We start from the raw sequence: 26,676 nt of genomic DNA, 5'->3' as shown, positions 1-26,676 counted from the left end.
CTATGTATAAAGATTTTGCATCCACCAAAACATCCAATCATTAGGTTGAAGTCATAATGTTAAGGTGGAAGAAATGACTGAAGGTGGAATCGTTCATGGGCGATATGAAACAAACATCCCTGAAAATAAACGGCATGACATGTGCAAGCTGTGCTTTGAAGATTGAAAAGAACTTAAAAAAAATCCCTGGTGTGGTTGAGGCAAATGTCAATTTTGCTGTAGAAAAGGCAACCATAACCTATAATCCTGATGAGGTTCAACCCGCCCAGTTCGAGGAGAAAATTGAAAAATTGGGCTATACGGTTCCAAAATCAAGAGCGAAGCTGAAACTGGTCGGGATGACCTGCGCCAACTGCGCCCAAAAAATTGAAAAGAAACTGAACAGTTTAAATGGGGTATATTCAGCTACGGTAAATTTCGGAATGGAATTGGCCATGGTGGAATATAATGAAAATCTTATTTCAATTGGTGAAATGAAGCAGGCAATTGAAAAACTGGGCTATGAATCTTTTTCGGCCGATGAGGAAGGTTCGGCTGATGCCGAAAGGGAAGCGAGGGAAAAGGAAATTGCCAGGCAAAAACGATTATTTGTGTTTTCAGCCGCCCTCTCAGTCCCCTTGGTCCTCTATATGTTTGCGGAAATATTCACCTGGAATCTGCCAGCCATCTTTTTTAACAAATATTTCCAGTTTGCACTTGCTACCCCGATTCAGTTTTATGCCGGCTGGCAGTTTTATGTGGATTCCTATCACAACCTAAGGAATAAATCAGCCAATATGTCGGTTCTTATCGCGATGGGTACTTCGGCGGCTTATATCTACAGTGTAATCGCAACTTTTTGGGGAGATTTGATTGGTGAAACGGCCGTTTATTATGAAACAAGTGCAGTGATTATTACGTTAATTATTTTGGGAAAACTTCTTGAAGCGGTTGCCAAGGGACGTACTTCCGAAGCGATCAAGAAGTTGATGGGACTGCAGGCCAAGACAGCCAGAGTGATACGCAATGGGGAAGAAAAGGATATTCCTATTGAAGACGTAATCGTAGATGACATTATTGTGGTTCGCCCCGGGGAAAAAGTTCCGGTTGATGGCATCATCGTGGAGGGTTCTTCCAGTTTGGATGAATCCATGCTGACAGGGGAAAGTATTCCGGTAGAGAAGAAGACAGGAGATGAAGTCATCGGGGCCACCCTCAACAAATATGGAACGTTTAAATTTAGAGCAACAAAGGTTGGAAAAGATACGGCATTGGCACAAATTGTTAAAATCGTAGAAGATGCCCAAGGATCAAAAGCTCCCATTCAGAGAATGGCGGACAAAATTTCTTCTGTTTTTGTGCCGACGGTCGTGCTGATTGCCCTTCTCACCTTTACCATCTGGTATGTGTTAACCAGAGATTTAACACTCGCTCTTTTATTTGCCACTGCCGTTCTTGTGATTGCCTGTCCCTGTGCCCTTGGTTTAGCAACTCCGACGGCGGTGATGGTGGGAACAGGAAAAGGGGCTGAAAGCGGGATATTGATAAAAGGTGGGGAGCATTTAGAGAGTGCGTATAAAACGGATGTGATCGTTCTGGATAAAACAGGAACAATTACAAAAGGAAAACCAGAGTTGACCGATGTGATTCCCCTTTCGAAGGAATGGACGGAAGAGAAATTCCTTCAGATTGTTTCCTCTGCTGAAAAGAACTCAGAACACCCTTTGGCAGAGGCCATCGTGGCAGGAGCAAAAGCCAAAAATCTGCAACTGGCTGATCCGGAATCCTTTCATGCCATTCCCGGCCATGGGATTGAAGCAACCGTTGATGGAAACCGGATGGTTGTGGGAACACGAAAATTGTTGCGTGAAAAAAATATCGATTTCTCAGGTCATGAAAAAGAAATAGAAGCCCTGGAGGAAAATGGCAAAACAGCAATGCTAGTTGCCATAAATCATCGGTTGGCTGGTTTGATTGCAGTGGCTGATACGGTAAAGGATACCTCTGCCGAAGCCATTAAGGCTTTGCAAAAAATGGGGATTCGGGTGATGATGATTACTGGAGACAACGTAAGGACTGCCCATGCCATTGCCCGTCAGGTTGGCATTAAGCCGGAGAATGTACTGGCGGAAGTCCTCCCTGAAGAGAAGGCATCCAATGTGGAAAAGTTGAAAAAAGAGGAACGCATCGTGGCCATGGTGGGTGATGGAATCAATGATGCACCTGCCCTTGCCACCGCTGATATCGGTATTGCCATAGGAACAGGTACTGATGTAGCTATGGAAGCTGCGGATATCACGCTTATGAGAGGGGATTTGCGCGGGATTGTTGCAGCGATTCGCTTAAGCCGTCAAACGATGAGAAAGGCAAAACAAAATCTGTTCTGGGCCCTCATATACAATACATTAGGAATTCCAGTTGCTGCCCTTGGATTCCTGAGTCCGATTATTGCAGGTGCTGCGATGGCGTTCAGTTCGGTATCCGTTGTCACCAACTCAACCTTATTGAAACGATTTAACCCAATGAAAGGATTTTAAAAGGAAGTTCAAAAAGTCCGGTAAAAATTGCTGTCGAATTTCTGCGTTAGCTTGCTTTTGCGCTCCTCACGTATTAAAAGCATACGCTCCGGTGCTCAAAGCTACGCTGCCTTGAACTTCTCGGCCCTTTTTATCCTCCATTTTGAACAGGCTCTTTAATAAAAATGGGCTATCCCGTACATTTGGGACAGCCCATTTTTTAGTTAACAACCGCAACCGCGCTTTTTTTCCGTCTTTTCTTCCTTTATTTCCTCCTGTTTACTCATTGGTGCACAACAGTCATCTACAGTTTTGACTTCTTTTCTATTTTTTTCCTCTGCTGGTGTACAACAATCTATCATGAGTTCCACCCCCTATACAATAGGATTTCCTTATTCCTTTAGATTTAAGAGATGAAAATTTTACAGAATAGACAGGATAAAGTGAATCATGAACTGCGTATAAAATTTACCTGCTCCTCAAAAACTAAAATAATTGGAATTCTTTGTGAAAGGGTGTTGATGATGGAAAAAACCAAAAAAAAATTTAGTCATGTCCACAACAAAATTGATGAAAGGGCTGGACAAGTGGGACACTTTCATGAATCCCATGATGAATATAACAAAGCTACCGGGAATAACCAGGAAGATATGGCTGGAGTAAGTCATGAGCATCATGGACCGGAGATGACTGGGAAAATCCGAAATCTTTTTATAATTACTCTATTTTTTACCACATGGGTTCTTTTATATTCCCCTATTGCCACAGAACTGTTAAACATTCGTTTAAGAGCGCCGGTTGATAACAATCTGTGGCAGTTTTTGCTGGCCACTCCTGCTGTCCTCATTGGAGGTTCATTTTTTTATAAAGGGGCTTGGAGAGCCCTCCGTTTTCGCAGCCCTGACATGTCCGTTCTAATTTCCACGGCAGTATTGGCTTCTTATCTATACAGTGTGGGAGCCACTTTTATTTATGCGGGAGAAGTGTATTTCGAAGCTTCCCTCATGCTATTGACTTTTGTCTTGCTAGGTCATTGGATGGAAGCCATTACCCGCAGTAAAACCACCAAGGCCGTGAAAGCATTATTAGATCTGACTCCGCCAACAGCCCGCATAAAGGTAGAAGAAGAATGGAGGGAAGTAAAGCTGGAAGAGGTCCAGGTTGGGGACATCTTAATGGTAAAGCCTGGAGAAAAGATTCCTGTGGATGGAGAAGTAATCGATGGATTTAGCTCTGTGGATGAGTCAATGATCACCGGAGAATCTGTTCCCGTCGAGAAAAAGCATGGCGACGAATTGACTGGGGGAACCATGAATCAAAACGGGCAACTGATCATGAAAGCGACAAAAGTGGGATCTGATACCGCCTTGGCCCAAATAGTAAAGTTGGTTGAAAATGCCCAGAAATCAAAAGCAGAAGCTCAGAGAGTGGCAGACAAGTTTGCCCAATATTTGGTGATTGGGGTGATTACACTAGGAATATTAACTTTTGTTGCCTGGTATTATTTATTGGATGCTCCGGTTGTCTTTGCCCTTTCTGCCGCCGTCGCGGTAGTGGTGATTGCTTGTCCCGATGCGTTAGGACTTGCCACTCCAATCGCTATCGTGCTAGCCACGGGAATGGGAGCAAGAAGAGGGATTTTAATCAAAAATGCCCAGGCATTGGAACGCATGTCCAAGATTAATATGGTGGTAGTGGATAAAACAGGAACCTTAACTAAAGGAGAGCCGGAAGTTCAGGAAATGATCGTAACCCCTGAATGGACAGAAGAAAAACTGTTACAAGTGGCATCAGCCATTGAACAGGGATCAGAACATGTTTTGGCAAAAGCCATTGTAAAAAAAGCAGAAGTACAAAAAATAGAATCAAATGAAAATCATATCCGTGATTTCAACATCATTCCCGGTCATGGGGCGGAAGGCTGGTTAAAAGAAAGTCATGTGATCATCGGAAACCGAAAGTTGATGGAGGAAAAGAATATTGATATTACCCCTCTGCTACGGGAGGTTACAGAATTACAGGAAAAAGGTAGAACAGTCATGTATCTGGCTGTGGACCAAAAGTTAGCAGGAGCCATTACCGTTGCAGATGAGGTAAAACCAACCTCCGCCGAAGCGGTAAGAATGCTTAAAAATCAAGGAATTGATGTAGCTATGTTAACAGGGGATAATCAACAAACCGCAATAGCCATTGGTAAGAAACTGGGAATTGATCTCGTATACTCGGAGGTTCTTCCGCAACAGAAGGCAGAATATATAAAGAAATTTAAAGAAGATGGCAAATTTGTGGCTATGGTAGGAGATGGAGTGAATGATGCACCTGCATTGACTCAGGCAGATATAGGCTTGGCGGTAGGGGCGGGTACCGATGTCGCCATTGAGTCCGCAGATATTGTATTGGTAAAGGATGACCTGCGGGATATTGTTACGGCTGTAAAATTAAGCAAAATAACCCTCGGAAAAATCAGACAAAATTTATTCTGGGCAGTTGCCTATAATTTTGCGGCTGTTCCCGTTGCTGCAGGTATCTTTTATCCTACCTTTGGAATAATGCTTAGACCGGAAATTGCTGCTTTGGCTATGTCTGGAAGTACGATCACTGTGGTGTTGAGTTCCCTTTTGTTAAGAAGAAAAGAAAACAGACTTTCCTTAGCGTGATTTACCGCAAACTGCGTAATGTAATATAACAAGATAAATCACACACAATTGCCGTTATTTAACGGCTTTTTGTTTATGTAAATAAACATTACATTAAACAAGAAATAATATTGACAAAATACGAAAAACTAGGTATGATATGACGTATATAATGTTAGGTAATATAACATAATAAAAAATAAAGAAAAGGAGAGGATTGTATGGAAACCATTATTTATGAGCTAAATGCGGTTTGGATTTATTTAGCTGCGATGTTGGTGATTTTTATGCAAGCGGGATTTGCACTGCTGGAAGCGGGTTCTACACAAATGAAAAATGCCGGGCATGTTGCAGGAAAGCAGGTTCTGAGCTTTGCCATAGGTGCCATAGTTTTTTGGGCCTTTGGATATGGAATCACCTTTGGTGAAGGAAATGGTTTCTTTGGTACACAAGGTTGGTTTCTGAAAGGATTTGAAGGATTTGCAACTGGATTAACCTCTGGGGATTTGCCAGTTGAGTTAACCTATTTATTCCAGTATGGTTTTGCCGCTGTTTCCCTGGCTATCGCCTGGGGAGGATTTGCAGAAAGAGCGAAATTATCTGTCTATTTTGTTTTTGGTACACTCTTTATGATTGTCATCTATCCTGCCATCGGTCACTGGGTATGGGGTGGCGGTTGGTTAGGTGAATTGGGAATGTTGGATTTTGCCGGTTCTACGGTAGTTCACCTTACCGGAGCCATTGCTGCCCTTATTGCTACCCTATTATTGGGTCCTAGACTTGGTAAATACAACAAAAACGGTAAGCCAAATGCAATTCCGGGCCACAACCAGGTTTATACGGTTCTTGGGACATTGATTTTATGGTTGGGTTGGTTTGGTTTTAATCCTGGGAGTACTTTACAAACTGGCGCCGCACAATTTACCTATGTAGCATTAACCACCAATTTGGCTGCTGCGGCTGGTGCAATCTTTGCCCTATTGGCTGCGAAACTGCATAGCGGAAAGGCAGATATTCCAGCCACACTAAACGGAGTTTTGGCAGCCCTCGTTGCGATTACCGCTCCTTCAGCCTTTGTAGAACCATGGGCTGCAGTGGTTATCGGTGGAGCAGCGGGCTTTATCACATATTTTACAGCAGTATATTTTGAAAGAAAGAAAGTGGATGATCCGGTATGTGCTTTTTCCGTCCATGGAATTGCTGGGATTTGGGGAACCATTTCCATCGGACTCTTTGGAGTAGCAGAATTGACAGGAGGATCAGCAGGTCTTTTCTACGGCGGAGGATTAAAACTTCTCGGAATTCAAACTTTGGGTGTAGTGGCTGCTGGTTTATATGTAGCTGTGATAACCTTTGTAATATTAGGTATTATGAAAGTAACTATGGGCATTCGGGTTTCTGAAGAGTATGAAGTAGCCGGTTTAGATATTAGTGAACATGGCTCCTACGGTTATCCTGAGTTATTAAAGAAAAGTGAGGAGAAGAAAAATCTTCATCTGTCTGCCGAGTCTTCTTCGGTATGATCATGTCGTAAAATGGGAGGACCCAATGGAACGGTTGTTTCAAAATTGGCAAAAAGAAATTGCAGCGGCTTTCGATTTAAAAGAGCTGAAACAAATACATTGGGATATTTCTAAAGGGCTCTCCAGCGGATTTTCAAAGGGACTTATCCATCTATCCAACGTGATCGTAATATATGATCAATTAACGAAACTGCATGATCAAATGATGATAAAAACATTTCAGTTGGTGGAACAGGGGCTTCAACAGCAGGGAAAGGAGGCCCCTGTACCCTTTTGTTGGCTGATCCTGGGCAGCGGAGGAAGAAAAGAGCAGACGTTATGGACGGATCAGGACCATGCTTTGGTTTATTTAAATCCACCGGAGGAAAGAGAAAAGGAGATCGATGATTACTTTCAGAGTTTGGCGGATCAATTGGTTCTTGCCTTAGATGATATTGGATATCCCCTGTGTAAGGGGAATGTGATGATTAGTAACCCTAGATGGAGGAATTCCGCAGTCAAATGGAAGAATACCTGGACGGATTGGGTGGAACATCATCATTTGGACCATTTACGTTTTGCGTTGATTTCTGCAGATTTTCGACCCATCTATGGATTGATGGATCTGGGAAAAGAATTGCGGCACTGGTTTTCAACATTTATTTCTAAACAACAGGCATTCCTTAGCAGGGGAGCAGAGCATAATTTGGTTCACCAAATCCCCGTCGGTCCATTGGGGCAATTCATTACAGAGAGGTACGGTGAGAAGGCGGGATATTTTAACCTCAAAGAGGGAATTTACCGACAAATGGTGGAAACATTAAGGCTCTGGTCCATGAAATATGAAATACCCGCGGTCAATTCCTTTGAAAGATTATCCGGTCTGTCGGAAAGAGGGCTTTGGAAAGTTGAAGAAATAAAAGAATGGGAACAGGCATTGGCGATCGTATTTTTTCTTCGGTTATTTCATCACGTTACATCGGCTGCAAAACTGGAGTTTCCCGATAACTTTATTCAACTTCAAACATTGGAGAAGGAACAGATGAAAGAATTAAAAAAAGCGATGAAACTGGTCAGAAGGTTTCAAAAATATACAAATAAGAAATTTACATCTATGTGAAAGAGGATGTTCAAAAAAGTCATTTTGAACAGGCTCTAAAAGCTTGAGGAAAGGTCGATGGGAAGAAATGATGCAGTTTTTTAACCGGATGTTCAACATAAACCAAGGGGTTCAAGGAGGAAGCCTGCAGCAGGAAGCCTGGAAACGAAGCATTTTAAAGGAAGCCTCGGAACGGAGTCTACTTTCCCAACCCCTTGAAAAAGTGAATTACGTGGTTGTTGACACCGAAACAACAGGATTTCGTCCTGATTTGGGGAATGAAATTATTTCTTTGGGTGCAGTCCATGTGGAAGACGGGTTGGGACAGCGGTCATTTTCATCCTTGGTGAAGCCAACCCAGCCCATTCCTTCCCACATTACTGATTTAACAGGAATATCGATGAAAGATGTAAAAAAAGCACCGACACTAAAAGAAATATTGCCCTCCTTTATACAATTTGTTGGGTCAAGGGTTATCGTTGGATATCATCTGGGTCATGATCTGACATTTCTCAATTACTACCTGTGGAGAACTAAATTTTCCCGCATCACCAATCGGACCATCGAACTGAGGCGGGTCATATCCTCTTTATATCCAGAATTAATAGATCTGATTGAATTAGATGACATCTTAAACCATTTTCAAATTCCAATTTCTAAACGGCATACGGCCCTTGGTGATGCCAGAATGACAGCAGCTTTGTGGAGCATACTCTTAAATCAGTGCAAAAAACAAGGGATTATCACGTTCCAAGACCTGTATGAACAGTTGGCACTCTCCTGACCACCTTGGCTAAGGTGGTTTTTTTGTATAAAAGATCCAAAAGTTGCAGATGAGAAGTGGAACCTGTAAAATGGTGGCAGGAAATATCTGTTCGGAATAAAGAAATCACCATGAAGGAGTGGGGTTCCATGAAACGTGCTCGATTAATTTATAACCCATCAGCAGGCAGGGAAGAGATCCCGAAACGTTTGCCATATATCCTGGATCGGTTGGAAACGGCAGGATTGGAAACCTCCTGTCATGCCACAAAAGGATCAGGAGATGCGATTGAAGCAGCAAAAATAGCTGTTGAAAGAAAATATGATATCGTGATCGCTGCCGGCGGAGATGGGACAATTAATGAAGTGGTAAACGGTTTATCCAGATATGAGAAAAGACCTGCCCTAGGAATCATTCCCGCTGGAACCTCCAATGATTTGGCCAATGCCTTGGGAATTCCCAAATCGATTAGCAAGGCCTGTGAAATCATTGCAAATGGAAAACTAATGACCATTGATGTGGGGAAGGCAAACAAACGATACTTCATTAATATTGCCGGTGGAGGGTATTTAACGGAACTCACCTATGAGGTTCCAAGTAAACTGAAAACCGTATTGGGACAATTAGCCTATTACATGAAAGGAATTGAAAAGCTCCCCTTTATTAAGCCGACAAAAATAAGATTAGAAATGGATCATCAGACGGTTGATGAAGAAATGATGCTTTTTCTTGTAGCCAACAGTTCCACTGTGGGAGGGTTTGACAAATTGGCGCCTAAGGCTGATTTGCAGGATGGTCTGTTTGATGTGCTGGTTGTGAAAAAAACGACCCTGGCGGAATTTGTTAAGTTGGCCTCGTTGACCATGAAGGGAGAGCATATCCAAGATCCCCATATCTTATATTTTCAAACAAGCAGTTTAAGGGCCAGTTCAGAAAGTGTGGTTCATCTAAATGTAGATGGAGAATTTGGGGGAGATCTTCCCGTAGAGTTTAAAGTTCTGCCTAGACATATTCAGGTGTTTGTGTGAAATTTAGAAGGATAAGGAGAATGGCTTGTGGGAAAGACAACAATCCCGGTGGGAAAAAACCAAACCATCGAAATGGAGATTACTGGACTGACCCATGAGGGTCAAGGGGTTGGGCGATATCAAGGATTTACCCTTTTTGTTCCCCATGCATTGCCGGGGGAAAAAGTAGAAGTAAAGGTAGTTAAGGTAAAGAAAACATACGGATACGGCCGTTTAATGGAGATAAAGGATGCAAGTCCCTATCGGGCTGAACCGCCCTGTCCGATATATAAAAAGTGCGGAGGATGTCAGCTCCAGCATATCAATTACGAGGAACAGCTCCGGCAGAAGGAGCAGTTGGTACGGGATAACCTATCCCGAATAGGTGGATTGGAACATGTACGAATTCATCCGACCATAGGAATGGAAAACCCTTGGCGATACCGGAATAAAGCCCAGGTTCCCATAGGAGAAGAAAAGGGAGGGCTGATTGGCGGATTCTATGCAGCTGGCTCCCATCAAATCATAGACATGGAAGCTTGTCTTATCCAGCACGAAAAGAATGATGAGGTTGTACAGGCAGTCAAGGAAATTGCTTCTTCTTTAGGAATTTCTGCCTACCATGAGGAAACACATCAAGGGTTGATTCGCCATGTGGTGGCCAAAATCGGCTTTCGTACCGGGGAGGTCATGGTCGTTCTGATTACCAACGGAGAAGAGATTCCTCAGAAAGACAGCCTGATCGAAGGTATCTTACAAAAAGTTGACGGGATTCGAAGTATTGTTCAAAACATAAACACTAAGAGAACCAACGTCATTTTTGGAGAGAAGACAAAAACCCTATGGGGGGAAGAAGTGATTTATGATGATATCGGAAATATCAAGTTTGCGATCTCTGCCCGTTCCTTTTTTCAGGTAAACCCGGTTCAGACCGAGAAGCTATATAACAAAGCTTTGGAATACGCCGGGTTAACAGGGAAGGAAACTGTGATCGACGCCTACTGCGGCATAGGGACCATTTCGCTTTTCTTGGCCCGGCATGCCAAACAGGTTTATGGGGTGGAAATCGTGCCCGAAGCCATTTCCGATGCCAAGAAAAATGCCAGATTAAATCGCATAGAAAATGTCACCTTTGCCGTAGGAGAAGCGGAAAAGGTGATTCCATGGTGGTATGCCCAGGGAATCAAGGCCGATGTAATGGTCATTGATCCCCCTCGCAAGGGCTGCAATGAAGAATTGTTGAAAACGATCATCGACATGAAACCGAAAAGGGTTGTCTATGTTTCCTGCAATCCCAGTACTTTGGCTAGGGATTTGCGGATCTTGGAAGATGGGGGCTTTAAGACGATAGAAGTGCAGCCTGTAGATATGTTTCCGCATACGGTGCACGTTGAGTGCGTAGTTCAGATAAAACGTGCCGAAAGCCGCATGAAATAAGGTTTTCCGGGGATTTTGAAGAGCGGGTTTTTATTTTTATAAGATAAACAACCAGAAAAGCATTAATTGCCTGACTGGATTTTCTTTGATAAATATGGAGGTATAGCTCGCCAGGAAAGCACGAATGATATTCTGAAAAATTAGCCGAAAAAAGCCTTTTAACAAGTTTACCAAAATTTATGATATAATTATGTCTGTTAGAGAAATGAGAAAATTCAAAGAAGTTTTGGTATGGTTGAAGGAGAAAGATTGATGAATTCGATAGACTGGTCAAAAGGGCATATTCTCTATATTGCAAATGAAGTCCCTAAAGGTTCAGACATTCCGGACGAAAAAGAACTTCGATCTGTGATAGAGCCATGGCTGACTGCTGTTTTTCAAAGTGAGCATCTCTCACTACTGCTGGGTTCAGGTCTTACTACAGGAATTTGTTATGACTCAGGCGTCACTCCACAGGCTATGCAGCGAATAAAATTTACAATTGAAGGTGAAAAAATAGAATTCTTTGCTAATGAAGAAGCAAAAAAGATGTCCCGTGGCTCAGCAAATTTTGAAGATGATTTAAGGATGCCATCGAATTAGTAAAAGGCTTAAAAATATTGAATGATGCAAATGCTAAAACACTCGAAGATGAAATAAATGAGAAGATGAAATCCCTCATATTGAATCTGTTAAAAAATGAATACAATGTACTTTCTTCAGATAAAGGCTCGGACTCTTTAGCGCTTTTAAAAAGATTTCTCATTAGTTTTAGCAGCCGAACTGCCACCCGTGACAGATTGCATATTTTTACAACCAATTATGACCGATTTATTGAATATGCCCTAGATAATGCAGGTATTTATACCTTAGACCGTTTTATTGGGAAGTTAAACCCAACCTTGAGAATGCATAAAATGGAGTTGGATTACCATTATAATCCACCTGGGATACGCGGCGAACCACGATATGTTGAGGGGGTTGTTCGTTACACGAAGCTGCACGGCTCGCTTGACTGGCGTTTCAGCAATGGAGATATTCATAAAGAACCCTTGCCTTTTGGGTGTGAAATAAATGAAGACGCAATTCAAAAGCCTTACGAAACAAAAGTGATTTATCCTAACTCAGCAAAAGGGATTGATACGGTATATTTCCCTTATTCTGAATTATTTAGAGACTTTTCTGCAGCGATATGTCGACCCAATTCTGTTCTTGTTACTTATGGCTACGGTTTTGGAGACTCACATATAAACAATATTATTTTAGATATGATGACTATACCATCGACTCATCTGGTAATTATTTCTTATGATTTGGCGGATGGACGAATTTGTAGCTTTGTTGAAAAATGTAATCCTTCTCAACTTACTCTTTTATTAGGTAATCATTATGGGAATATCCGAATATTAACTGAAAACTATCTTCCAAAATCAGCAATTGATCGAATTTCAGATAGACGGCATAGAATTGAAGAGAAAAGGAAAATCACTCAAAAAGAAAGTGAGAGCGAAGATGAATAAAGAATTTGAACATATCAGAAACCAAACTATTGGTACGGTTGAGTTTGTTTCTCCACGTGAAATAAAAGTACAGCTTGAAATCAATGCTCCGCAAAACACCGCTATTAATACCGGAGTACCACAACTTTTCCCAAAAGTAAACGGATTTGTTCTCATTCCCAATGAATCTGGCGCTCTTGTAGGAATTATTTCATGGATTGGAATTGAATATTCACCGTATCCTAAAAGAAAGGGGTACAAAGACTTTGACCTAATTGACTTACCCTTTCCACTTCGTAAGCTTTCTATAACTCCTTTAGGGATTCTTAAAGAAAAGGATGGGCAATTTGAAATTGAGCGTGGAGTTTATAGTTACCCGTCGGTAGGGGATATTGTTGTAGTTCCTAATCAAGAACAGTTACGGGCAATTGTCTAAAACAAGGACAATAATGCAAAAGTTAAAATCGGTGTTTCTCCGATGGCTGCAAATGCGCCTGTTTTTATAAACCCCGATAGAGTTTTTGGCAGGCATATAGCGGTTTTAGGGAATACAGGAAGTGGAAAATCTTGTTCAGTAGCTGGATTAATACGATGGACTCTTGAAGAAGCAAGAAATGAATTACCAAAAGATAAAAAGCTTAATTCCCGTTTTATTGTACTCGATCCAAATGGTGAATATTGCGATGCATTTGAGGGATTAGCTAATATCCGTTGTTTTCAGGTGATATTCAATGATAAGAGCAATTCAAATGCTGTTATCTCCCAATTAAAGGTTCCGAGTTGGATGTGGAATAGTTACGAATGGAGTTCAATTGCACAGGCTAGTGGTAAAACACAAAGACCACTATTAAGAAAAACCCTGCGGGAGATTCGTTATGGCGGAAGATTGGATGAAAATGATAGTCTGATTGCTCCTAGACGTTTAATTACAAGTATTTTGCTAACTCTTAGAAACTTTGAAAGACAGGGAATAAATGCTATAGCCAATTGGCCGGGGAAAAACAATCTAGGAGAAATTTTTCAATCATCAAAAGATTCCCTTGCTTCTTTTTTAGATAAAATCGATGGTGAGCCAAAAGATAAAATTAAAGCAATAATGGCCTCTATTAATAGTGTTTTAACAAAAAGGCCAAAGAGCGGTAATAATTATCCAGCCTTTAATTTAACAGATATACAAGAAGTTGTCTCTGCAATTGAAGCATCGCAGAGTATTTTCGGGAAGTTGAAAAGCTATCAAGGGCCAGATGAAGATAGCCCTGTTTTCTTTACAAATGAAGATTTTCTCAGTCATATTGAAAGACTATCTCAGGAAAACAATGCGCAGCAACTCATGGACTTTTTCATGATGCGAGTCAGAAGCATTTTGACTGATTCTCGCATTGCTTCAGTGATTGAAACAAAAACAAAAGAAGAAATAACTCTGGAAGGATGGTTAAATCAATATATCGGTAGTAATGAAGATGATGGAACTATTAATATTATCGACCTCTCGTTGCTGCCTTCTGAAATTCTTTTTGTAATTGTATCTGTTTTATCAAGAGTCATTTTTGAAGCCCACCAGCGTTACAGAAGAAAAACCGGAAAAATACTGCCTACAACACTTGTTATTGAAGAAGCTCACAATTTTATTAAGCGCTATGATGGGGATGCCGATGAGATTACAGCTAATCGGCTTTGTAGTCAATCATTCGAAAAAATAGCTAAAGAAGGTCGTAAGTTTGGTCTTGGATTACTGATTTCTTCTCAGAGGCCTTCAGAATTATCTCAGACTGTTTTATCCCAATGCAATACTTTTCTTTTGCACCGGATAGTCAATGATAAAGATCAGGAGATGGTAAAAAAGTTAGTGCCAGACAATCTAGGAAGCATTTTAAATGAACTCCCAATACTTCCAACAAAAAAAGCAATTTTGCTTGGATGGGCGGCCCCGATACCAGTAATTGTTGAAATGAATACTTTAGAGGATAAGTGCTGCCCAAGATCAAAAGACCCTGAGTTCTGGGATGTGTGGACTGGAAAAGAAGAAAGGGATATTGACTAGAAAAGCATTAGTGATGAATGGCAGAAAGAGGATAATATTTAATAATACCCTTGCTTTGCTATCCTAATTTCGGTGAGGGTAAAGAGGCTTTAGGATTTTCTAATTAAAGAGGAAGTGTAACTATTTCCTAACGAGGTGTAACTGTCTGTCATAACAAGAAGTGTTCAGATCGGTTTATGATAACTTTAATTTTCATCCTGATATTAAGAATTATGCTGTGGAGTTTTTCACTATAATAATATATGTCAAGGAAGTTGTTTATTAAAGTTTGTTCATCGACTTCATTTATAGTGGTTAATGTTAAAAAGCGAATAAAAATTGACCTGATCATCAACTTAGATAGTGTTGAAAATTATTGCATTTTGAATAATCGCTTATCAACTGGCAAGCTATCCAGAAAGTTGGTTGGCTTTTTGGTATTAAAAGGTTGTCTGATAGCGTAGCTTCATTTTATACATACGACAAAAACCAAATAAGGAATTCCCCATTAGCAAATTAGCGGTGGCATTTTAGAAATAAGATGCTGCCGCTTTTTTTATGCCCTTTTTTAGGGTGAAAGTCACAAACGATTGGAGGAAATCAAATGTCAAACATCAAGCACTACAAATGGGCGGATGAGGACTTTGGCTATAACACCGGCAAGGCAGAGTTTAAAGGCGGCAAAACCCTGAGTTGCTTTACACCAGAAGGCGGCTCTGCCGAGGCGCTTGAGCTGGCGGCAAGCATACTTGATATAGACCTTGCCGAAGCAGGATATCTCTACAATGAAAGCACCGGTGAATATGAATATGTGGAAGAAGAGCCGGATGAAATTCCTCAGATGGGCGGTGTGTAGCAATGCATGCCGTCTATATATCGAAAAGGCAAACGAGCATAAGGCGCTACCTTTCGAGGCAGCGTCTTTTTTTGTTGCCGGAAAGGAGCTGAACTATGAACACAGACATAAAAACACAGGAGAAAAAAACCGGCAGCGATCCTGCGCCACCAAGAAAAATTCACACCGTACCCTTGCCAAAAAACACCGAGCGCTGCAAAGGCTGTCCCTATCCTGGTGTCGGCTTTATCTGCTGGAGTACAGACGGGAGCGGTATGCGGACCGATATGGACAGGATCACCAGGCCAAGGAGGTGATGACTGATTGAACAGCATTATCAGCTGATTCGGCGGCAAAAAGGCCCTGCGTGAACTTATTTACCAGCGGATGCCCAAAGATTATGGAAGATACATTGAGGTCTTTGGTGGCGGCGGTTGGGTACTCTTCGGCAGGAAACCGGATGCAAGCATGGAGGTCTATAATGACTACAACGCCGACCTTGCCAACCTGTTCCGCTGCGTCAAGGAGCGTCCTCTGGCCCTGCTCAAGGAGTTGAATTTCCTGCCCCTAAACGGCATGGACGAATTCAACGTCCTCAAAAAATATCTTGAAAAGGAGGAATTCACCAGCGAATACCTGCGGGAGGAATTGGAACTGGCGGAGAACTGTCTGTCCCCGCCACAGTTTGAGGAAATCAAATCGATCCTCATTGAAAACGCGACCATGTCGGACGTAAAACGCGCCGCCGCCTTCTTCAAGCTGATCCGCTACAGCTACGGCAGCGGCTGCACCTCATATAGCTGCCAGCCCTTTGATATCCGGAAAACCTTCCACCTTATATGGTCGGGAAGCCGCAGGCTTAAGGATACGGTCATCGAGAATAAAGACTTTGAGGCGTTGATCCTTCAATATGACAGGGACAACGCCTTAATACCGCTTAGAGTATTTCAGCAAATGTCGGTGATGCCGTACCCTATACCGACTATGCCAGCGGCAGTCTTTCCGATGAGGGCGGTACCATCACCTTTGTGGAAAAAGGGAGCTATACACTGGCGGCGATGACGGCGCGATTTATTTTCAGATGCTCGCCCATGATTTTAAGGTGCTGGAGCTGCAAAGACTCAAGGGTGAGGCGCAGAAGATACCGCACAAAATCCGGATTTTCTCCTTCATCATGCCGATGTGCTTCCTGTTTACCTATCTCGCCATCATTACCTATGAGATCATCAAGTCCCTCGGCGGGATGTTTTGAAATGAAATAGGTTGAATTTATCCTATTTCTGTGTATACTAGAAGTAGGAGGTGTTATGAATGAATATCAACACAAACAGCCTTGTATCCATTACCGAGGCCAATCAGAATTTTTCCAAGGTGGCGCGCTTGGTTGATGAGAATGGTGTTGCGGTCATTTTGAAAAACAATGTGCCGCGTTATATTATCACAGAGTTCAGTGAATTTCAGGCTGAGGAAATGGCGGTTGACGAGGATGTGAAAAGTATAGCTCGCCGCCTGATCACAAAACACCGGATGGCGTTTGAGGAACTGGCTAAATGAAAAGATTAAGCATTCCGCAAATCGTGATGATGCACAGCACGTTGATCAAGGAAACCGGAGGATTGGACGGGATTCGTGACGAGAACCTGCTGGACACGTCGGTCAACGCTCCATTTCAGACCTTTGGCGGTGAATATGTATATAAAACACTGGAGGCGAAGGCGGCGCGTTTGGGGTATTCTTTAGTAAAAAATCATCCCTTTGTTGATGGCAACAAGAGAATCGGAATGCTTGCCATGCTGGTTTTTCTGGAAATCAATGGCATTGAGCTAACATGTTCGGATCAGGATATTATCGAAACCGGCTTAAAGCTTGCCACCGGCGAGATGGATGATAAGCAACTCTTGGAATGGATTCTACGGCATAATTAAAGAATGGGCATGGCGAAAAAGAGCGGATAACCTCCGTTCTTTTTTTGTTGAACTGAAAGGAGGTCTTCTGATGAACGAACAGGATTTGAAACAAAAGCTGCTGCGCTTTCAAAACCCGCTGGAGGTGGTGAGGGACCAGTGGCTGAACGAGCAGGGAACTGCTTTGGACGAGGAAAGGGGGCATGTCCTCTGTACACTTGCCGACACAAGGAAGGCCGAACAAGATTACGAGCTGGGCGAAGCCTTCCGAGAACCCGGACAGGACGAGGGGGTGCGGATGTGTTAGAAAAGCTGGTCAATAAACGCGGAGAAGGGTATATCGATGTGGCCGTGCTGGTACTTTGCGCCATGCTTGTCATTGCTCTTGCTGTTAAGGTATTTCCGGTCTACATCGCCAAGAGCCAACTTGACACCTTTGCCTCAGAACTTTGCAGAGAAGCAGAGATTGCAGGTAGAGTCGGCAGCGAAACCAGCATGCGGGCGCAGGTGCTGCTGGAAAAAACAGGACTTAATACCGCCATTTCATGGTCAAAGACCGGCAAAATCCAGCTCAATGAAGAGTTCATTCGGTACACTTTACCATCGGCGGTAAAACCTACACGGTAAACAACATATATTATCCCGAAGGTGACAGACAGCTTGTGTGGGTGCGCTGGACGACACCTTCCACACCGCAGGGGATGCTCTCTATGAACCTAACAGACTCAGTGAACATAAGCGGAAGCTTATGGGATGACTGGCACATCGCGCCCGTAAAACCTTAAAAATATCATCAGAAAAAGAACAGGATCGCAAGGCGTGAAAAGCCCTGCGGTCTTTTCTTTTTCAGCAATAAAGGAAGAAAGGTGGAAAAATTGATGAAAAAAAAGAAAAAGCTCTTGTACCTTGCTATGATGGGCAACATGGGAGCCGAGCTATTTGAGATGAGCTGGGTGCAGGCTATTGTGCTGTTCTTCTCCTATCTTGCATGGGCACTTTATGGGACAGGGATTGTAGTTTCCGCCTTTGAATGTGGTATTGAATACCAAAGCGGCAGGGGCACAAGAATATGGAATTATTAGTAGGGAGCTTAAAATAGATGATTTATCATTTGATGCACAAGTTGATCTACTTAAGGATTTAATTAATAAAAATTCTTGGGATGCAAATATTGACAGTGAAAAAATTATTGCTGCTTCTCATGAAATGATAGAATTAAGAAAAGAAGAAAATTCTGTTGCTATGGAATTGGCAAAATCCAAAAGTCGCTATACAGAGATGTCTCAACTCTTTGATAGTATGGATACTTATAGAAATTCGTTATCAATTCAAATTTATTAGGTACAGATAGTGAATTGATAGATGAAATTAATCGCATACTGAATGAGTTAGATGATCTTAAAAAACAAGTAGATGAAAATGCAATTGAAAAAAAGATCGATACTGCTATTAGAATTAAAAATGAATCTCTGTATAATAATTTGATTGCGCTGTCCCCATAGGCGTTGAGTACACCAAGGTTTCTTATACAAATGAAAATATAAATGAAAATAGGATGAACCGGATTAGGGCTTATTTATTAGTTCACTGTCATTAGAAATAATGACTATAATAGTAAAAGAAGCATTTAGGTTACAAAATAAAGGAGCATCTAAAATGAATGTGGATCTAAGGGAAGAACCCTCTGTTATTCCATATCACAACCGGAATAAATCGGGAATGCGCGTACTCGTCACGACTGCTGTCCCAGCAGAGAGGGACGCGATATTGCGCGGACTTCAGAGAACTGGCATATTTGATGTTCTGGCGGTGGGTGTCGGTCCTGCAGTAGCTGCAGCCCGCACTGCGAGGGCATTAGCAGCTAGTGAATACGACTTGATCGTGAGTGCTGGAATCGGGGGCGGTTTTGCTGGTCAGGCGGAAGTGGGCACCCTCGTTGTAGCCAGCGAAATCGTGGCAGCCGATTTAGGAGCAGAGACCCCGGAGGGCTTTTGCAGCCTGGAGAAACTGGGTTTCGGATTCACCCGTATACCGGTGGATAACAGCCTGGCGATTCGACTAGTGGATGGATTGCACGCAGCTGGTCTTCCAGTTACAATTGGCCCGATATTAACGGTATCGACAGTAACCGGTACTGCTCCAACCGCCCTGGAAATGGCTTCCCGGGTACCAGGGGCTGCTGCAGAAGCGATGGAGGGTTATGGTGTGGCCATTGCAGCTCAAGATCGTGGCTTGCCAATCGTAGAAATTCGTTCCATATCCAACCTGGTTGGTCCGCGGGACCGGTCCTCATGGCGGATTGAAGAGGCTTTAAAACTTTTGGAAGAAGCAAGTAAAGTATTATTGGAGGTATTCATATGAAAATTGCTTTCTCCCCCTGTCCCAACGATACATTTATTTTTCATGCCTGGGTACACGGATTAATATCCGGGGCACCAAAGCTTGAAGTAACATACGCAGATATCGACATTACCAACGGTATGGCGGAGAGTCCCAACGGACCGGATGTCCTAAAGATTTCGTATGCGGCTCTGCCGTGGGTCCTTTCTGAATATGCGCTCCTTCCCTGCGGGGGAGCATTAGGAAGGGGATGTGGTCCGTTGGTATTGACGAAAAGCAGTATATCCGAGCCCGTGATGCCAGCAATGCTTGCCGGAAAACGGGTGGCAGTGCCCAGTGAGCGATCCACCGCCTATCTGCTGTTTCGGCTGTGGGCAGCCCAAAACGTGCCTGGTGGATTGGGAGAGGTGATCATTATGCCGTTTCACAAAATTATGCCCGCCGTTCGGGATGGTGAGGTAGATGCAGGGCTTGTCATTCATGAAGCTCGCTTTACGTACCCCGAATATGGATTAGGCCTGCTGACAGATTTGGGAAGCTGGTGGGAAGCTGATACCAACCTGCCGATTCCGTTGGGTGCCATCATTGCCCGCCGTTCGTTGGATTTGGAGGCAATCTCCGGGTGGATTCGGGCGTCGCTAGAATATGCATGGAAACATCCGGATGAATCCCAGGGATACGTGCTGCATCACGCCCAAGAGATGAATCCTGAAGTAGCAAAAGCCCATATTGATCTGTATGTAAATAAGTTTTCCGCTAATCTGGGGGAAGAAGGGTATGCGGCAATCGCTGCACTGCTTTCCAGGGCCTCTCAAGAAGGTCTTGTCCCCGAAGTGGATTTGGCGAAGCTATCCTTGACATGATTTGTATTTGAAAAACCACTTTTATTATTAAATTATAATTGTTATAATCTAAATGATTTAACCTAACCCGCCAGGAGTCTTCCACCTCCAGGTTTTTCAAAGATTAACGAAAGTGGGGGATGAATGGCGGTTCTAGAGAGCAGGAAGAAAAGAGGAATCGAACGCTGCTTCTCTTGCAACGCTTGTATAATTCAGCCAAAGAAAATGATAGAAATGGACGTGGAAAAGTTGGATAAAAGAATAGGCATTATTATGACAATCCTCATGACGGTCTTTATTGGCTTTGGATTAATCATTCCCGTCATGCCCGAGATGGTGGCAGTTGCAGGAGCAGCCCCCTTTCATTTGGGAATGCTTTTGGCGATTTACTCCGCCATGTCATTCTTTTTCTCACCTCTTTGGGGAGGACTGTCTGATAAAATTGGCAGGCGTCCCATTATTTTGGTTGGATTGATTGGTTTTACCTTTAGTTTCTTCCTGTTTGGGATTGCTGCTGATAAACTTTGGTTGATGTATGTGTCTCGAATTTTGGGAGGACTTTTTTCCGGAGCAGTGACCTCCTGTGCCATTGCCTATATTGCTGATATCACTTCTATCGAAAACCGGACGAAAGGGATGGGTTTAGCTGGTATGTCCATTGGCCTCGGATTTATTTTTGGTCCAGCTGTTGGAGGCATGTTAAGCCGGTTCGGAAACGAAACTCCCTTTTTTGCTTCATCCATTTTGGCTTTGATTATTTTCGTCTTCGCCTATATCAATCTGAAAGAATCATTATCTGATGAAACCAGGAGGGAAAAAGCAGAGCAAAAGACATCAAGATGGAAAGCCTTTGCGGGTTCACTGAAATACTTGTATCTTCTCTCCTTTGTTGTCTCCTTTACGTTGGCCAGTTTGGAGGGAACCCTTCAGTATTATGAGGCCCAAAAAATCGGAGCCACCCCATTTGAAGTAGGGATTATGTTTGCCATTAGTGGAATTGTCGGTGCAGGAATACAAGGGGGGGTTGTCCGCAAGCGAGTGAAACAGGGGGATGAAAGCAAAGCTATTTTTATAGGTCTCATTGTATCTGCTATTGGGTTTACACTCATTATTTTTTCAAGGAGCTTTTGGACGGCTACTTTATTCATTGCCATTTTTGGAGCTGGAAATGCGTTGATCCGTCCTTGCGTCACGTCGCTGATTTCCCAAAAAACAACCTTTGGTCAGGGGGTTGCCACCGGACTGATTTCATCTATGGATAGTCTGGGAAGAATTGGTGGTCCGATTCTTGGAACACTTCTGTATCAATATCAAATGGAATCTCCATTTGTATTTGGCGCTGTGGTTAGCCTGTTATCCATTGGATTTCTTTATAGATTTCTTCTAAAGGACAGGTTGCATATTTCTGAATCCACAAATTAACGGGAAAAAAGGGAGAGGCAGGAATCATTTATGAACCTGGATGATTTAATCATATATACCAATCCCAGTCGAAGGGATGTAAAAAATATTTATAAGGATGAAAGATATGCCCGGGGGATTATTTTGCCCACCGGGGATATGTTGGTTTGGAACGGTGATATTATGCATGGAAAGGTGATGCCCTTCATCAAGGAGAATGGAATTCACTTCAGTATCTTTAATGACAAGTTGGAGATTTGTTGGCAGTTTGAATCTTGGAAAGAGATTCAAAGGCGGTTAGTCCTGGTTAAGCCCTATCTGATGAATTTAGGTTTTCCAGAAGACGGAAGGATCGTCTTTGATACCCAATATTATACTCATACGACCCTTCAGTTTCCGGAAATCCGATACTTCCAATTGTTTGATGATCACTATGAAATTAAACCAATCGATGCCAAATAGTTTCTTCTTTTAATCTTTCTCGGCAGCGGCTAGAGCGGCTTGCGCTGCAGCAAGCCTGGCAATTGGGATTCGATAAGGACGGCAGGAGATGAAGTTGACGCCAATGTTTTGAAAGAAGAGGACAGACTTCTTCTCACTACTGTGTTCCCCGCAGGCTCCTATTTTTAGTTGAGGTTTGCGGGCCCTTCCTTTTTCTATGGCGGTTCTAATCAGTTCTCCCACACCTTCCTGGTCAAGAACAACAAAGGGATTCTCCGGCAATATTTTATAATCCAGATAATAGGCCAAATATTTTCCTTCTGCATCGTCACGACTGAACCCAAAGGTGGCCTGGGTTAAATCATTTCCGCCAAAGGTGTAAAAATCACTGTACTCCACAATTTGGTGGGAAGTCATACAGGCCCTTGGCAATTCGATAAATGTGCCAATTGGGATATCAATCCGGTCACCATATTCAAGAAACACATGACTAAGGACTTCCTCAACCTGTTCACGAACGGTCTTTAACTCATTGATGTGGCTGACAAGGGGAACGATTATCTCAGGATAGACGATGATTCCTTCTTTTTTTAATTCAAGTGCCGCTTCTGCAATGGCTCTTGTTTGCATATCATAGATTTCTGGATACGTAATACCGATCCGACACCCCCTGTGCCCAAATGCCGGATTTAGTTCATGGAGCCCTTTTACCTTCTTTAATAACTCCTCTTTTTCTTCCATTTCCTGATAATTTTTTGCCATTTTTGCCCTTTCTATTTCCATGGTAAGGGTTTCCGCATTGGGGAGAAATTCATGGAGAGGTGGATCTATCAGTCGAATCGTAACAGTACACCCTTCCATCGCTTGAAAAATTCCCAAGAAATCCTTTTTTTGCATGGGTATCAGCTTATCAAGGGCTTTTTTTCTTTCCCATTTGTTTTGGGCTAAGATCATTTCTCGAACAATCGGAACCCTGGCCGGATCCATAAACATATGTTCCGTTCGGCAAAGTCCAACCCCCTCAGCCCCGAATAATTTTGCTGTCTTTGCTTCTTCGGGAGTGTTTACACTTCCCAAGACAGCCAGCTTCTTCACTTCATTGGCCCAAGATAATAACGTATGACATTCCGGTGTTAGTTGAGGAGGTACCAACGGAACACTTCCAAGAAAGACTTTGCCGCTGGAACCACATATGGTAATTAAATCCCCTTCCCTCAATGTTTTCCCTTGAATATATAGTTCCTTCTGGGAGAGATTGATGGTTATCTCGTCACAACCGACGATGCAGGGCTTTCCCAGATCCCTGGCTACCACGGCAGCGTGGCTGGTCATCCCCCCACGGGAGGTTAATATTCCCACACTTGCTACCATTCCGTGGATATCGTCGGCGCTTGTTTCCGATCTTACCAGAATCACGTCCTGCCCAGTCCATAGCATTCTCTCTGCTTCTTCTGGATCAAAAATGATAATGCCTGTCGCTGCACCAGGGCTGGCGGGCAAACCCGTTGCCAATACATCAGCCTTAACTTCCGGATCAATGGTTTGATGGAGAAGGGTTGACAGGTTGGATGGATCAATGCGCATGAGTGCTTCTTTTTTTGAAATAAGACCTTCATTTACCATATCTACGGCAAATTTTATTCCGGCAACAGCAGATCGTTTGGCTACCCTTGTTTGAAGTAAAAATAACCGGCCGTTTTCAATGGTAAACTCGATATCCTGTACATCCCGATAATGATTTTCCAGTGTTTTGGCCACCTCTGTTAATTTGTCGTAAGCTTTAGGGGAGCTTTCTTTTAAGATACAAAGGGATTCGGGTGTCCTTGTTCCGGCCACTACGTCTTCCCCTTGAGCATTAACTAGATACTCCCCGAAAAGTTGATTTTCTCCCGATAATGGATTCCGGGAAAAGGCGACTCCGGTTCCCGAGGAATCACCCAGATTGCCAAAAACCATCATTTGGACGGTGACCGCAGTTCCCAGATCATCGGGCAAATTGTGAATTTTGCGGTATATCATCGACCTCTGATTGTTCCATGAGTCGAACACGGCTCCAATGGCCAGAATTAATTGAACCTTGGGATCTTGAGGGAATTCATCTTTTACTTCCTGCCTGACGATTTTTTTATACTGTCTGATTAAATCTGTTAAATGATCAGCCGTCAACTCTGAATCCCGTTTTATCTTTTCCTTTTCCTTTAATTGATCCAATTCTTGTTCAAAGAGATATAGATCAATTCCCAAGACTACGTCGCTGAACATTTGAATAAAGCGACGGTATGAATCCAAGGCAAAACGTGGATTTTCTGTTTGTTCAGCCAACCCTTGAACCGTTTTGTCGTTTAACCCCAGGTTTAAAATAGTATCCATCATGCCCGGCATGGATACGGAAGATCCGGAACGTACCGATACCAGAAGAGGATTTTTGGGGTGGCTGAATTCCTTTCCTGTCACCTTTTCCAAATAAATCAGGGCATCATCAATTTGTTTTTCTACTTTTGGATGAATCTTTTTACCTTCTTTATAGTATCGGCGACAGGCGTCGGTGGTAATGGTAAACCCGGGTGGTACAGGCAGGCCAAGGGAGAACATTTCCGCCAGATTGGCCCCCTTTCTTCCAAGGAGATGATTCATCGATGCATTCCCTTCAGAAAATAAATACACATATTTTCGATTCATCTTCTTAAGATTCCTTCCATTCTTCAAGCTTTTCAATTTCTTCGACGTCTTCTACGGTAATGTCTTGGAGGCCTTCACATTTGTTCATTCCATGAACCAGCAGTTGGGAATAGGATGCTTCTGCTGCTTCTTCAGTTTCTGCTTCAATGACCATGGTTACGGTCAATTTAAATAACGGCATTCGTGTTCCTCCTTTGTTCATATGATTTATCATCGCAGATATTATATTTTAAGACCTATCATAGCAAATTATGAGTCAAGCTTCCATGAGTGACAAGAAGTTGTCATACAAAAAACATCCGGCCTGTGTTTGACCGGATGTTTTTAAGGGAGAGTGAAGTAATATGCAATTATTATAGATCAGTTTTGAAGAAGCTTCCCATCATGTTGCTGTAGTTATAGTTTCCACCCATCATACCGCCGTAGTAGCTGGTATTTCCGGTCCCATCTCCATGGCAGGCAGTGTACATTTGCTCGAATACTTCCGCATCTACATCAGGATGTATTTGCTGCATGAACGGCAGCATGGATTCGAAATCAAATCCATATGGGGTGCTTAAATCAGATTCAGCAAAGGCAGCTCCTATTCCGATGCTAAGAACCAAAACCACTAGACCGAAAGTGAAAAACGTTTTTTTCATGGCATTCCATCTCCTTTTCCTTTTTCATTTATTAAAATTGACATTTCGTCAATTTTTTCGAATTTATAGATGTGAAACTAAACGTACATATAACTTCTCGCTTGTAACCTCCGAGATAATCATTTATATGATTTTTGTTTTAGGGGGTATTTCCTCTTACATCTTCAATATACCCACCTCATATGAAGAACTTCTAAACAAGATATGAAACTTTTATGAAGATGAAAAAAAATATTTGATAGGGGTACACGTATTATTATTTTTCTCTTGAAAAGTTAAAAAATATAGACTATAATCATAAACAATCATAAACAATCATATATAATCAAATATTAAACAAATAATGATCTAAAATGATCAACAATGAGGGATGCTTATGCTATATGGAGAAGAAAGAAAAATTCATATCCTTGAATACATTCAAAAAAATTCCAGGGCCTCTGTACAAGAGCTCAGTCTTCACTTTGAGGTGTCTGAATCCACCATCCGCCGGGATTTAAAGGAACTGGAAGAAGCCAAATTACTAAGAAGAACCCATGGTGGTGCCGTATCCCTCCAAGGAGTGAATTTCGAACCAACTTTTGGGGAAAAAGAGGATAAATTTCGCTCAGAAAAAGAGGCCATTGCCAAGAAGGCGATTGAGCTTATCGAAGAGGAGGATACTATCCTGATTGATTCTGGAACAACCACTTTTCATCTAGCTAATGCCTTGAAAACATTTTCTCGATTAACAGTGGTAACCAATTCGATCATGATCGCAAAAGAACTTGAGGATAGCAGGGGAATTGAAGTTTTACTGACCGGGGGGATTTTGAGGAGAGAAACATTAGCCCTTGTAGGTCCTTTTGCAGAGCAGTCCCTTTCTATGGTTAGAGTAGATAAGGCGTTCATAGCCACCAATGGTTTGGATATCCATGAGGGACTGACAACGCCAAATCTTGTGGAAGCCTCCACAAAAAGAAAAATGATAAAGTCTGCAAAACAGGTCATATTATTATCCGACCACAGCAAAATGGGGAAAATATCATTTGCTAAATTTGCTGAAGCGAACGAAATCGATAAACTGGTTGTTGATCAGGCCGCTCCTGTAAGCGTTATCAAGCAATGGGAAGACTTAGGAGTTGACGTATACGTTGTGTGTCCATAGGAGGAAATG

At 42.6% G+C, this 26,676-nt stretch carries 29 protein-coding genes and 1 pseudogene; 26 read left to right on the top strand and 4 right to left on the bottom strand.

Annotation, left to right across the window (positions count from 1 at the left end; all coding sequences use genetic code 11):
* Positions 1–95: 95 nt before the first annotated feature.
* Positions 96–2,516, top strand: coding sequence for a heavy metal translocating P-type ATPase (locus L1765_RS08300; protein ID WP_236406267.1), 2,421 nt, complete (start codon positions 96–98; stop codon positions 2,514–2,516).
* Between the two features lie 203 nt (positions 2,517–2,719).
* Here L1765_RS08300 and L1765_RS08295 read toward each other — a convergent pair whose 3' ends face one another.
* Complete coding sequence (locus L1765_RS08295) at positions 2,720–2,857, bottom strand: hypothetical protein (RefSeq protein WP_236406266.1); 138 nt, start codon at positions 2,855–2,857, stop codon at positions 2,720–2,722.
* Positions 2,858–3,019: 162 nt separating this feature from the next.
* Here L1765_RS08295 and L1765_RS08290 point away from each other — a divergent pair, with 162 nt between their 5' ends.
* From L1765_RS08290 to L1765_RS08175, 24 genes and pseudogenes are all read left to right on the top strand, one after another.
* Entirely contained in the window at positions 3,020–5,152 is a 2,133-nt protein-coding gene (locus tag L1765_RS08290; RefSeq protein ID WP_236406265.1) for a copper-translocating P-type ATPase, read from the top strand.
* A 200-nt stretch (positions 5,153–5,352) separates the two neighbouring features.
* Entirely contained in the window at positions 5,353–6,654 is a 1,302-nt protein-coding gene (locus L1765_RS08285; RefSeq protein ID WP_236406264.1) for an ammonium transporter, read from the top strand.
* Positions 6,655–6,679: 25 nt separating this feature from the next.
* Positions 6,680–7,753, top strand: a complete 1,074-nt coding sequence (locus L1765_RS08280; RefSeq protein WP_236406263.1) for a DUF294 nucleotidyltransferase-like domain-containing protein — start codon at positions 6,680–6,682, stop codon at positions 7,751–7,753.
* Between the two features lie 43 nt (positions 7,754–7,796).
* On the top strand, positions 7,797–8,516 hold the full coding sequence (locus L1765_RS08275) for an exonuclease domain-containing protein (RefSeq protein WP_236406262.1): 720 nt from the start codon (positions 7,797–7,799) through the stop codon (positions 8,514–8,516).
* A 128-nt stretch (positions 8,517–8,644) separates the two neighbouring features.
* Positions 8,645–9,523, top strand: coding sequence for a diacylglycerol kinase (locus L1765_RS08270; RefSeq protein ID WP_236406260.1), 879 nt, complete (start codon positions 8,645–8,647; stop codon positions 9,521–9,523).
* Positions 9,524–9,550: 27 nt separating this feature from the next.
* The gene (rlmD, locus tag L1765_RS08265) at positions 9,551–10,939 is read left to right on the top strand and encodes a 23S rRNA (uracil(1939)-C(5))-methyltransferase RlmD (protein WP_329609999.1); all 1,389 of its coding nucleotides are present in this window, start codon (positions 9,551–9,553) and stop codon (positions 10,937–10,939) included.
* A gap of 231 nt (positions 10,940–11,170) precedes the next feature.
* Positions 11,171–11,521 carry a hypothetical protein gene (locus L1765_RS08260; RefSeq protein WP_236406258.1) on the top strand — a complete coding sequence of 117 codons (351 nt, stop codon included), beginning with the start codon at positions 11,171–11,173 and terminating at the stop codon, positions 11,519–11,521.
* Positions 11,522–11,538: 17 nt separating this feature from the next.
* The gene (locus L1765_RS08255; protein WP_236406256.1) at positions 11,539–12,438 is read left to right on the top strand and encodes an SIR2 family protein; all 900 of its coding nucleotides are present in this window, start codon (positions 11,539–11,541) and stop codon (positions 12,436–12,438) included.
* On the top strand, positions 12,431–12,853 hold the full coding sequence (locus tag L1765_RS08250; protein WP_236406254.1) for a hypothetical protein: 423 nt from the start codon (positions 12,431–12,433) through the stop codon (positions 12,851–12,853). Before L1765_RS08255 ends, L1765_RS08250 begins: the two co-directional genes overlap by 8 nt.
* 27 nt (positions 12,854–12,880) lie before the next feature.
* Positions 12,881–14,458 carry an ATP-binding protein gene (locus tag L1765_RS08245; protein WP_329610000.1) on the top strand — a complete coding sequence of 526 codons (1,578 nt, stop codon included), beginning with the start codon at positions 12,881–12,883 and terminating at the stop codon, positions 14,456–14,458.
* A gap of 583 nt (positions 14,459–15,041) precedes the next feature.
* Positions 15,042–15,293, top strand: coding sequence for a DUF1281 family ferredoxin-like fold protein (locus L1765_RS08240; RefSeq protein ID WP_236406250.1), 252 nt, complete (start codon positions 15,042–15,044; stop codon positions 15,291–15,293).
* Entirely contained in the window at positions 15,286–15,600 is a 315-nt protein-coding gene (locus L1765_RS08235; protein ID WP_236406248.1) for a hypothetical protein, read from the top strand. Before L1765_RS08240 ends, L1765_RS08235 begins: the two co-directional genes overlap by 8 nt.
* Positions 15,601–15,632: 32 nt before the next feature.
* Positions 15,633–16,334: pseudogene (locus L1765_RS08230) on the top strand (DNA adenine methylase); the annotation flags it as partial.
* A gap of 19 nt (positions 16,335–16,353) precedes the next feature.
* Positions 16,354–16,524, top strand: a complete 171-nt coding sequence (locus L1765_RS08225) for a hypothetical protein (RefSeq protein WP_236406245.1) — start codon at positions 16,354–16,356, stop codon at positions 16,522–16,524.
* Positions 16,525–16,583: 59 nt separating this feature from the next.
* Positions 16,584–16,826, top strand: a complete 243-nt coding sequence (locus L1765_RS08220; RefSeq protein WP_236406243.1) for a type II toxin-antitoxin system Phd/YefM family antitoxin — start codon at positions 16,584–16,586, stop codon at positions 16,824–16,826.
* The gene (locus L1765_RS08215; RefSeq protein ID WP_236406241.1) at positions 16,823–17,197 is read left to right on the top strand and encodes a type II toxin-antitoxin system death-on-curing family toxin; all 375 of its coding nucleotides are present in this window, start codon (positions 16,823–16,825) and stop codon (positions 17,195–17,197) included. Before L1765_RS08220 ends, L1765_RS08215 begins: the two co-directional genes overlap by 4 nt.
* Before the next feature lie 70 nt (positions 17,198–17,267).
* Positions 17,268–17,483: a hypothetical protein gene (locus L1765_RS08210; protein ID WP_236406239.1), complete on the top strand. Its 216-nt coding sequence runs from the start codon at positions 17,268–17,270 to the stop codon at positions 17,481–17,483.
* A complete protein-coding gene (locus tag L1765_RS08205) occupies positions 17,477–17,803 on the top strand; it encodes a DUF4320 family protein (protein ID WP_236406237.1) in 327 nt (108 codons plus the stop codon). The genes L1765_RS08210 and L1765_RS08205 overlap by 7 nt, the downstream gene beginning before the upstream one ends.
* A 251-nt stretch (positions 17,804–18,054) precedes the next feature.
* Positions 18,055–18,258 carry a conjugal transfer protein TrbL family protein gene (locus tag L1765_RS08200; protein WP_236406236.1) on the top strand — a complete coding sequence of 68 codons (204 nt, stop codon included), beginning with the start codon at positions 18,055–18,057 and terminating at the stop codon, positions 18,256–18,258.
* A complete protein-coding gene (locus L1765_RS08195; RefSeq protein WP_236406235.1) occupies positions 18,215–18,517 on the top strand; it encodes a hypothetical protein in 303 nt (100 codons plus the stop codon). Before L1765_RS08200 ends, L1765_RS08195 begins: the two co-directional genes overlap by 44 nt.
* 315 nt (positions 18,518–18,832) lie before the next feature.
* A complete protein-coding gene (locus tag L1765_RS08190; protein WP_407942231.1) occupies positions 18,833–19,537 on the top strand; it encodes a futalosine hydrolase in 705 nt (234 codons plus the stop codon).
* Positions 19,534–20,379: a 1,4-dihydroxy-6-naphthoate synthase gene (locus tag L1765_RS08185; RefSeq protein ID WP_236406233.1), complete on the top strand. Its 846-nt coding sequence runs from the start codon at positions 19,534–19,536 to the stop codon at positions 20,377–20,379. Before L1765_RS08190 ends, L1765_RS08185 begins: the two co-directional genes overlap by 4 nt.
* Positions 20,380–20,592: 213 nt before the next feature.
* Complete coding sequence (locus tag L1765_RS08180) at positions 20,593–21,780, top strand: MFS transporter (protein WP_236406232.1); 1,188 nt, start codon at positions 20,593–20,595, stop codon at positions 21,778–21,780.
* Positions 21,781–21,810: 30 nt separating this feature from the next.
* A complete protein-coding gene (locus tag L1765_RS08175; protein WP_236406231.1) occupies positions 21,811–22,221 on the top strand; it encodes a hypothetical protein in 411 nt (136 codons plus the stop codon).
* 9 nt (positions 22,222–22,230) lie between these two features.
* Here L1765_RS08175 and ppdK read toward each other — a convergent pair whose 3' ends face one another.
* The 3 genes from ppdK to L1765_RS08160 all read right to left on the bottom strand — a co-directional run bounded on the left by ppdK (position 22,231) and on the right by L1765_RS08160 (position 25,520).
* Positions 22,231–24,879: a pyruvate, phosphate dikinase gene (ppdK, locus tag L1765_RS08170; protein WP_236406230.1), complete on the bottom strand. Its 2,649-nt coding sequence runs from the start codon at positions 24,877–24,879 to the stop codon at positions 22,231–22,233.
* Between the two features lie 4 nt (positions 24,880–24,883).
* On the bottom strand, positions 24,884–25,060 hold the full coding sequence (locus L1765_RS08165) for a hypothetical protein (RefSeq protein ID WP_236406229.1): 177 nt from the start codon (positions 25,058–25,060) through the stop codon (positions 24,884–24,886).
* Positions 25,061–25,232: 172 nt separating this feature from the next.
* Positions 25,233–25,520: an FAD/FMN-containing dehydrogenase gene (locus tag L1765_RS08160; RefSeq protein ID WP_236406228.1), complete on the bottom strand. Its 288-nt coding sequence runs from the start codon at positions 25,518–25,520 to the stop codon at positions 25,233–25,235.
* 376 nt (positions 25,521–25,896) lie between these two features.
* Between L1765_RS08160 and L1765_RS08155 the strand changes: the two genes are divergently transcribed.
* The gene (locus L1765_RS08155; protein WP_236406227.1) at positions 25,897–26,667 is read left to right on the top strand and encodes a DeoR/GlpR family DNA-binding transcription regulator; all 771 of its coding nucleotides are present in this window, start codon (positions 25,897–25,899) and stop codon (positions 26,665–26,667) included.
* Positions 26,668–26,676: the final 9 nt, after the last annotated feature.

It is taken from the genome of Microaerobacter geothermalis, from assembly GCF_021608135.1.
Lineage (GTDB): Bacteria > Bacillota > Bacilli > DSM-22679 > DSM-22679 > Microaerobacter > Microaerobacter geothermalis.
The sequence above is the reverse complement of the archived record's forward strand: the minus strand, read 5'-3'. Positions and strand labels throughout refer to the sequence as shown.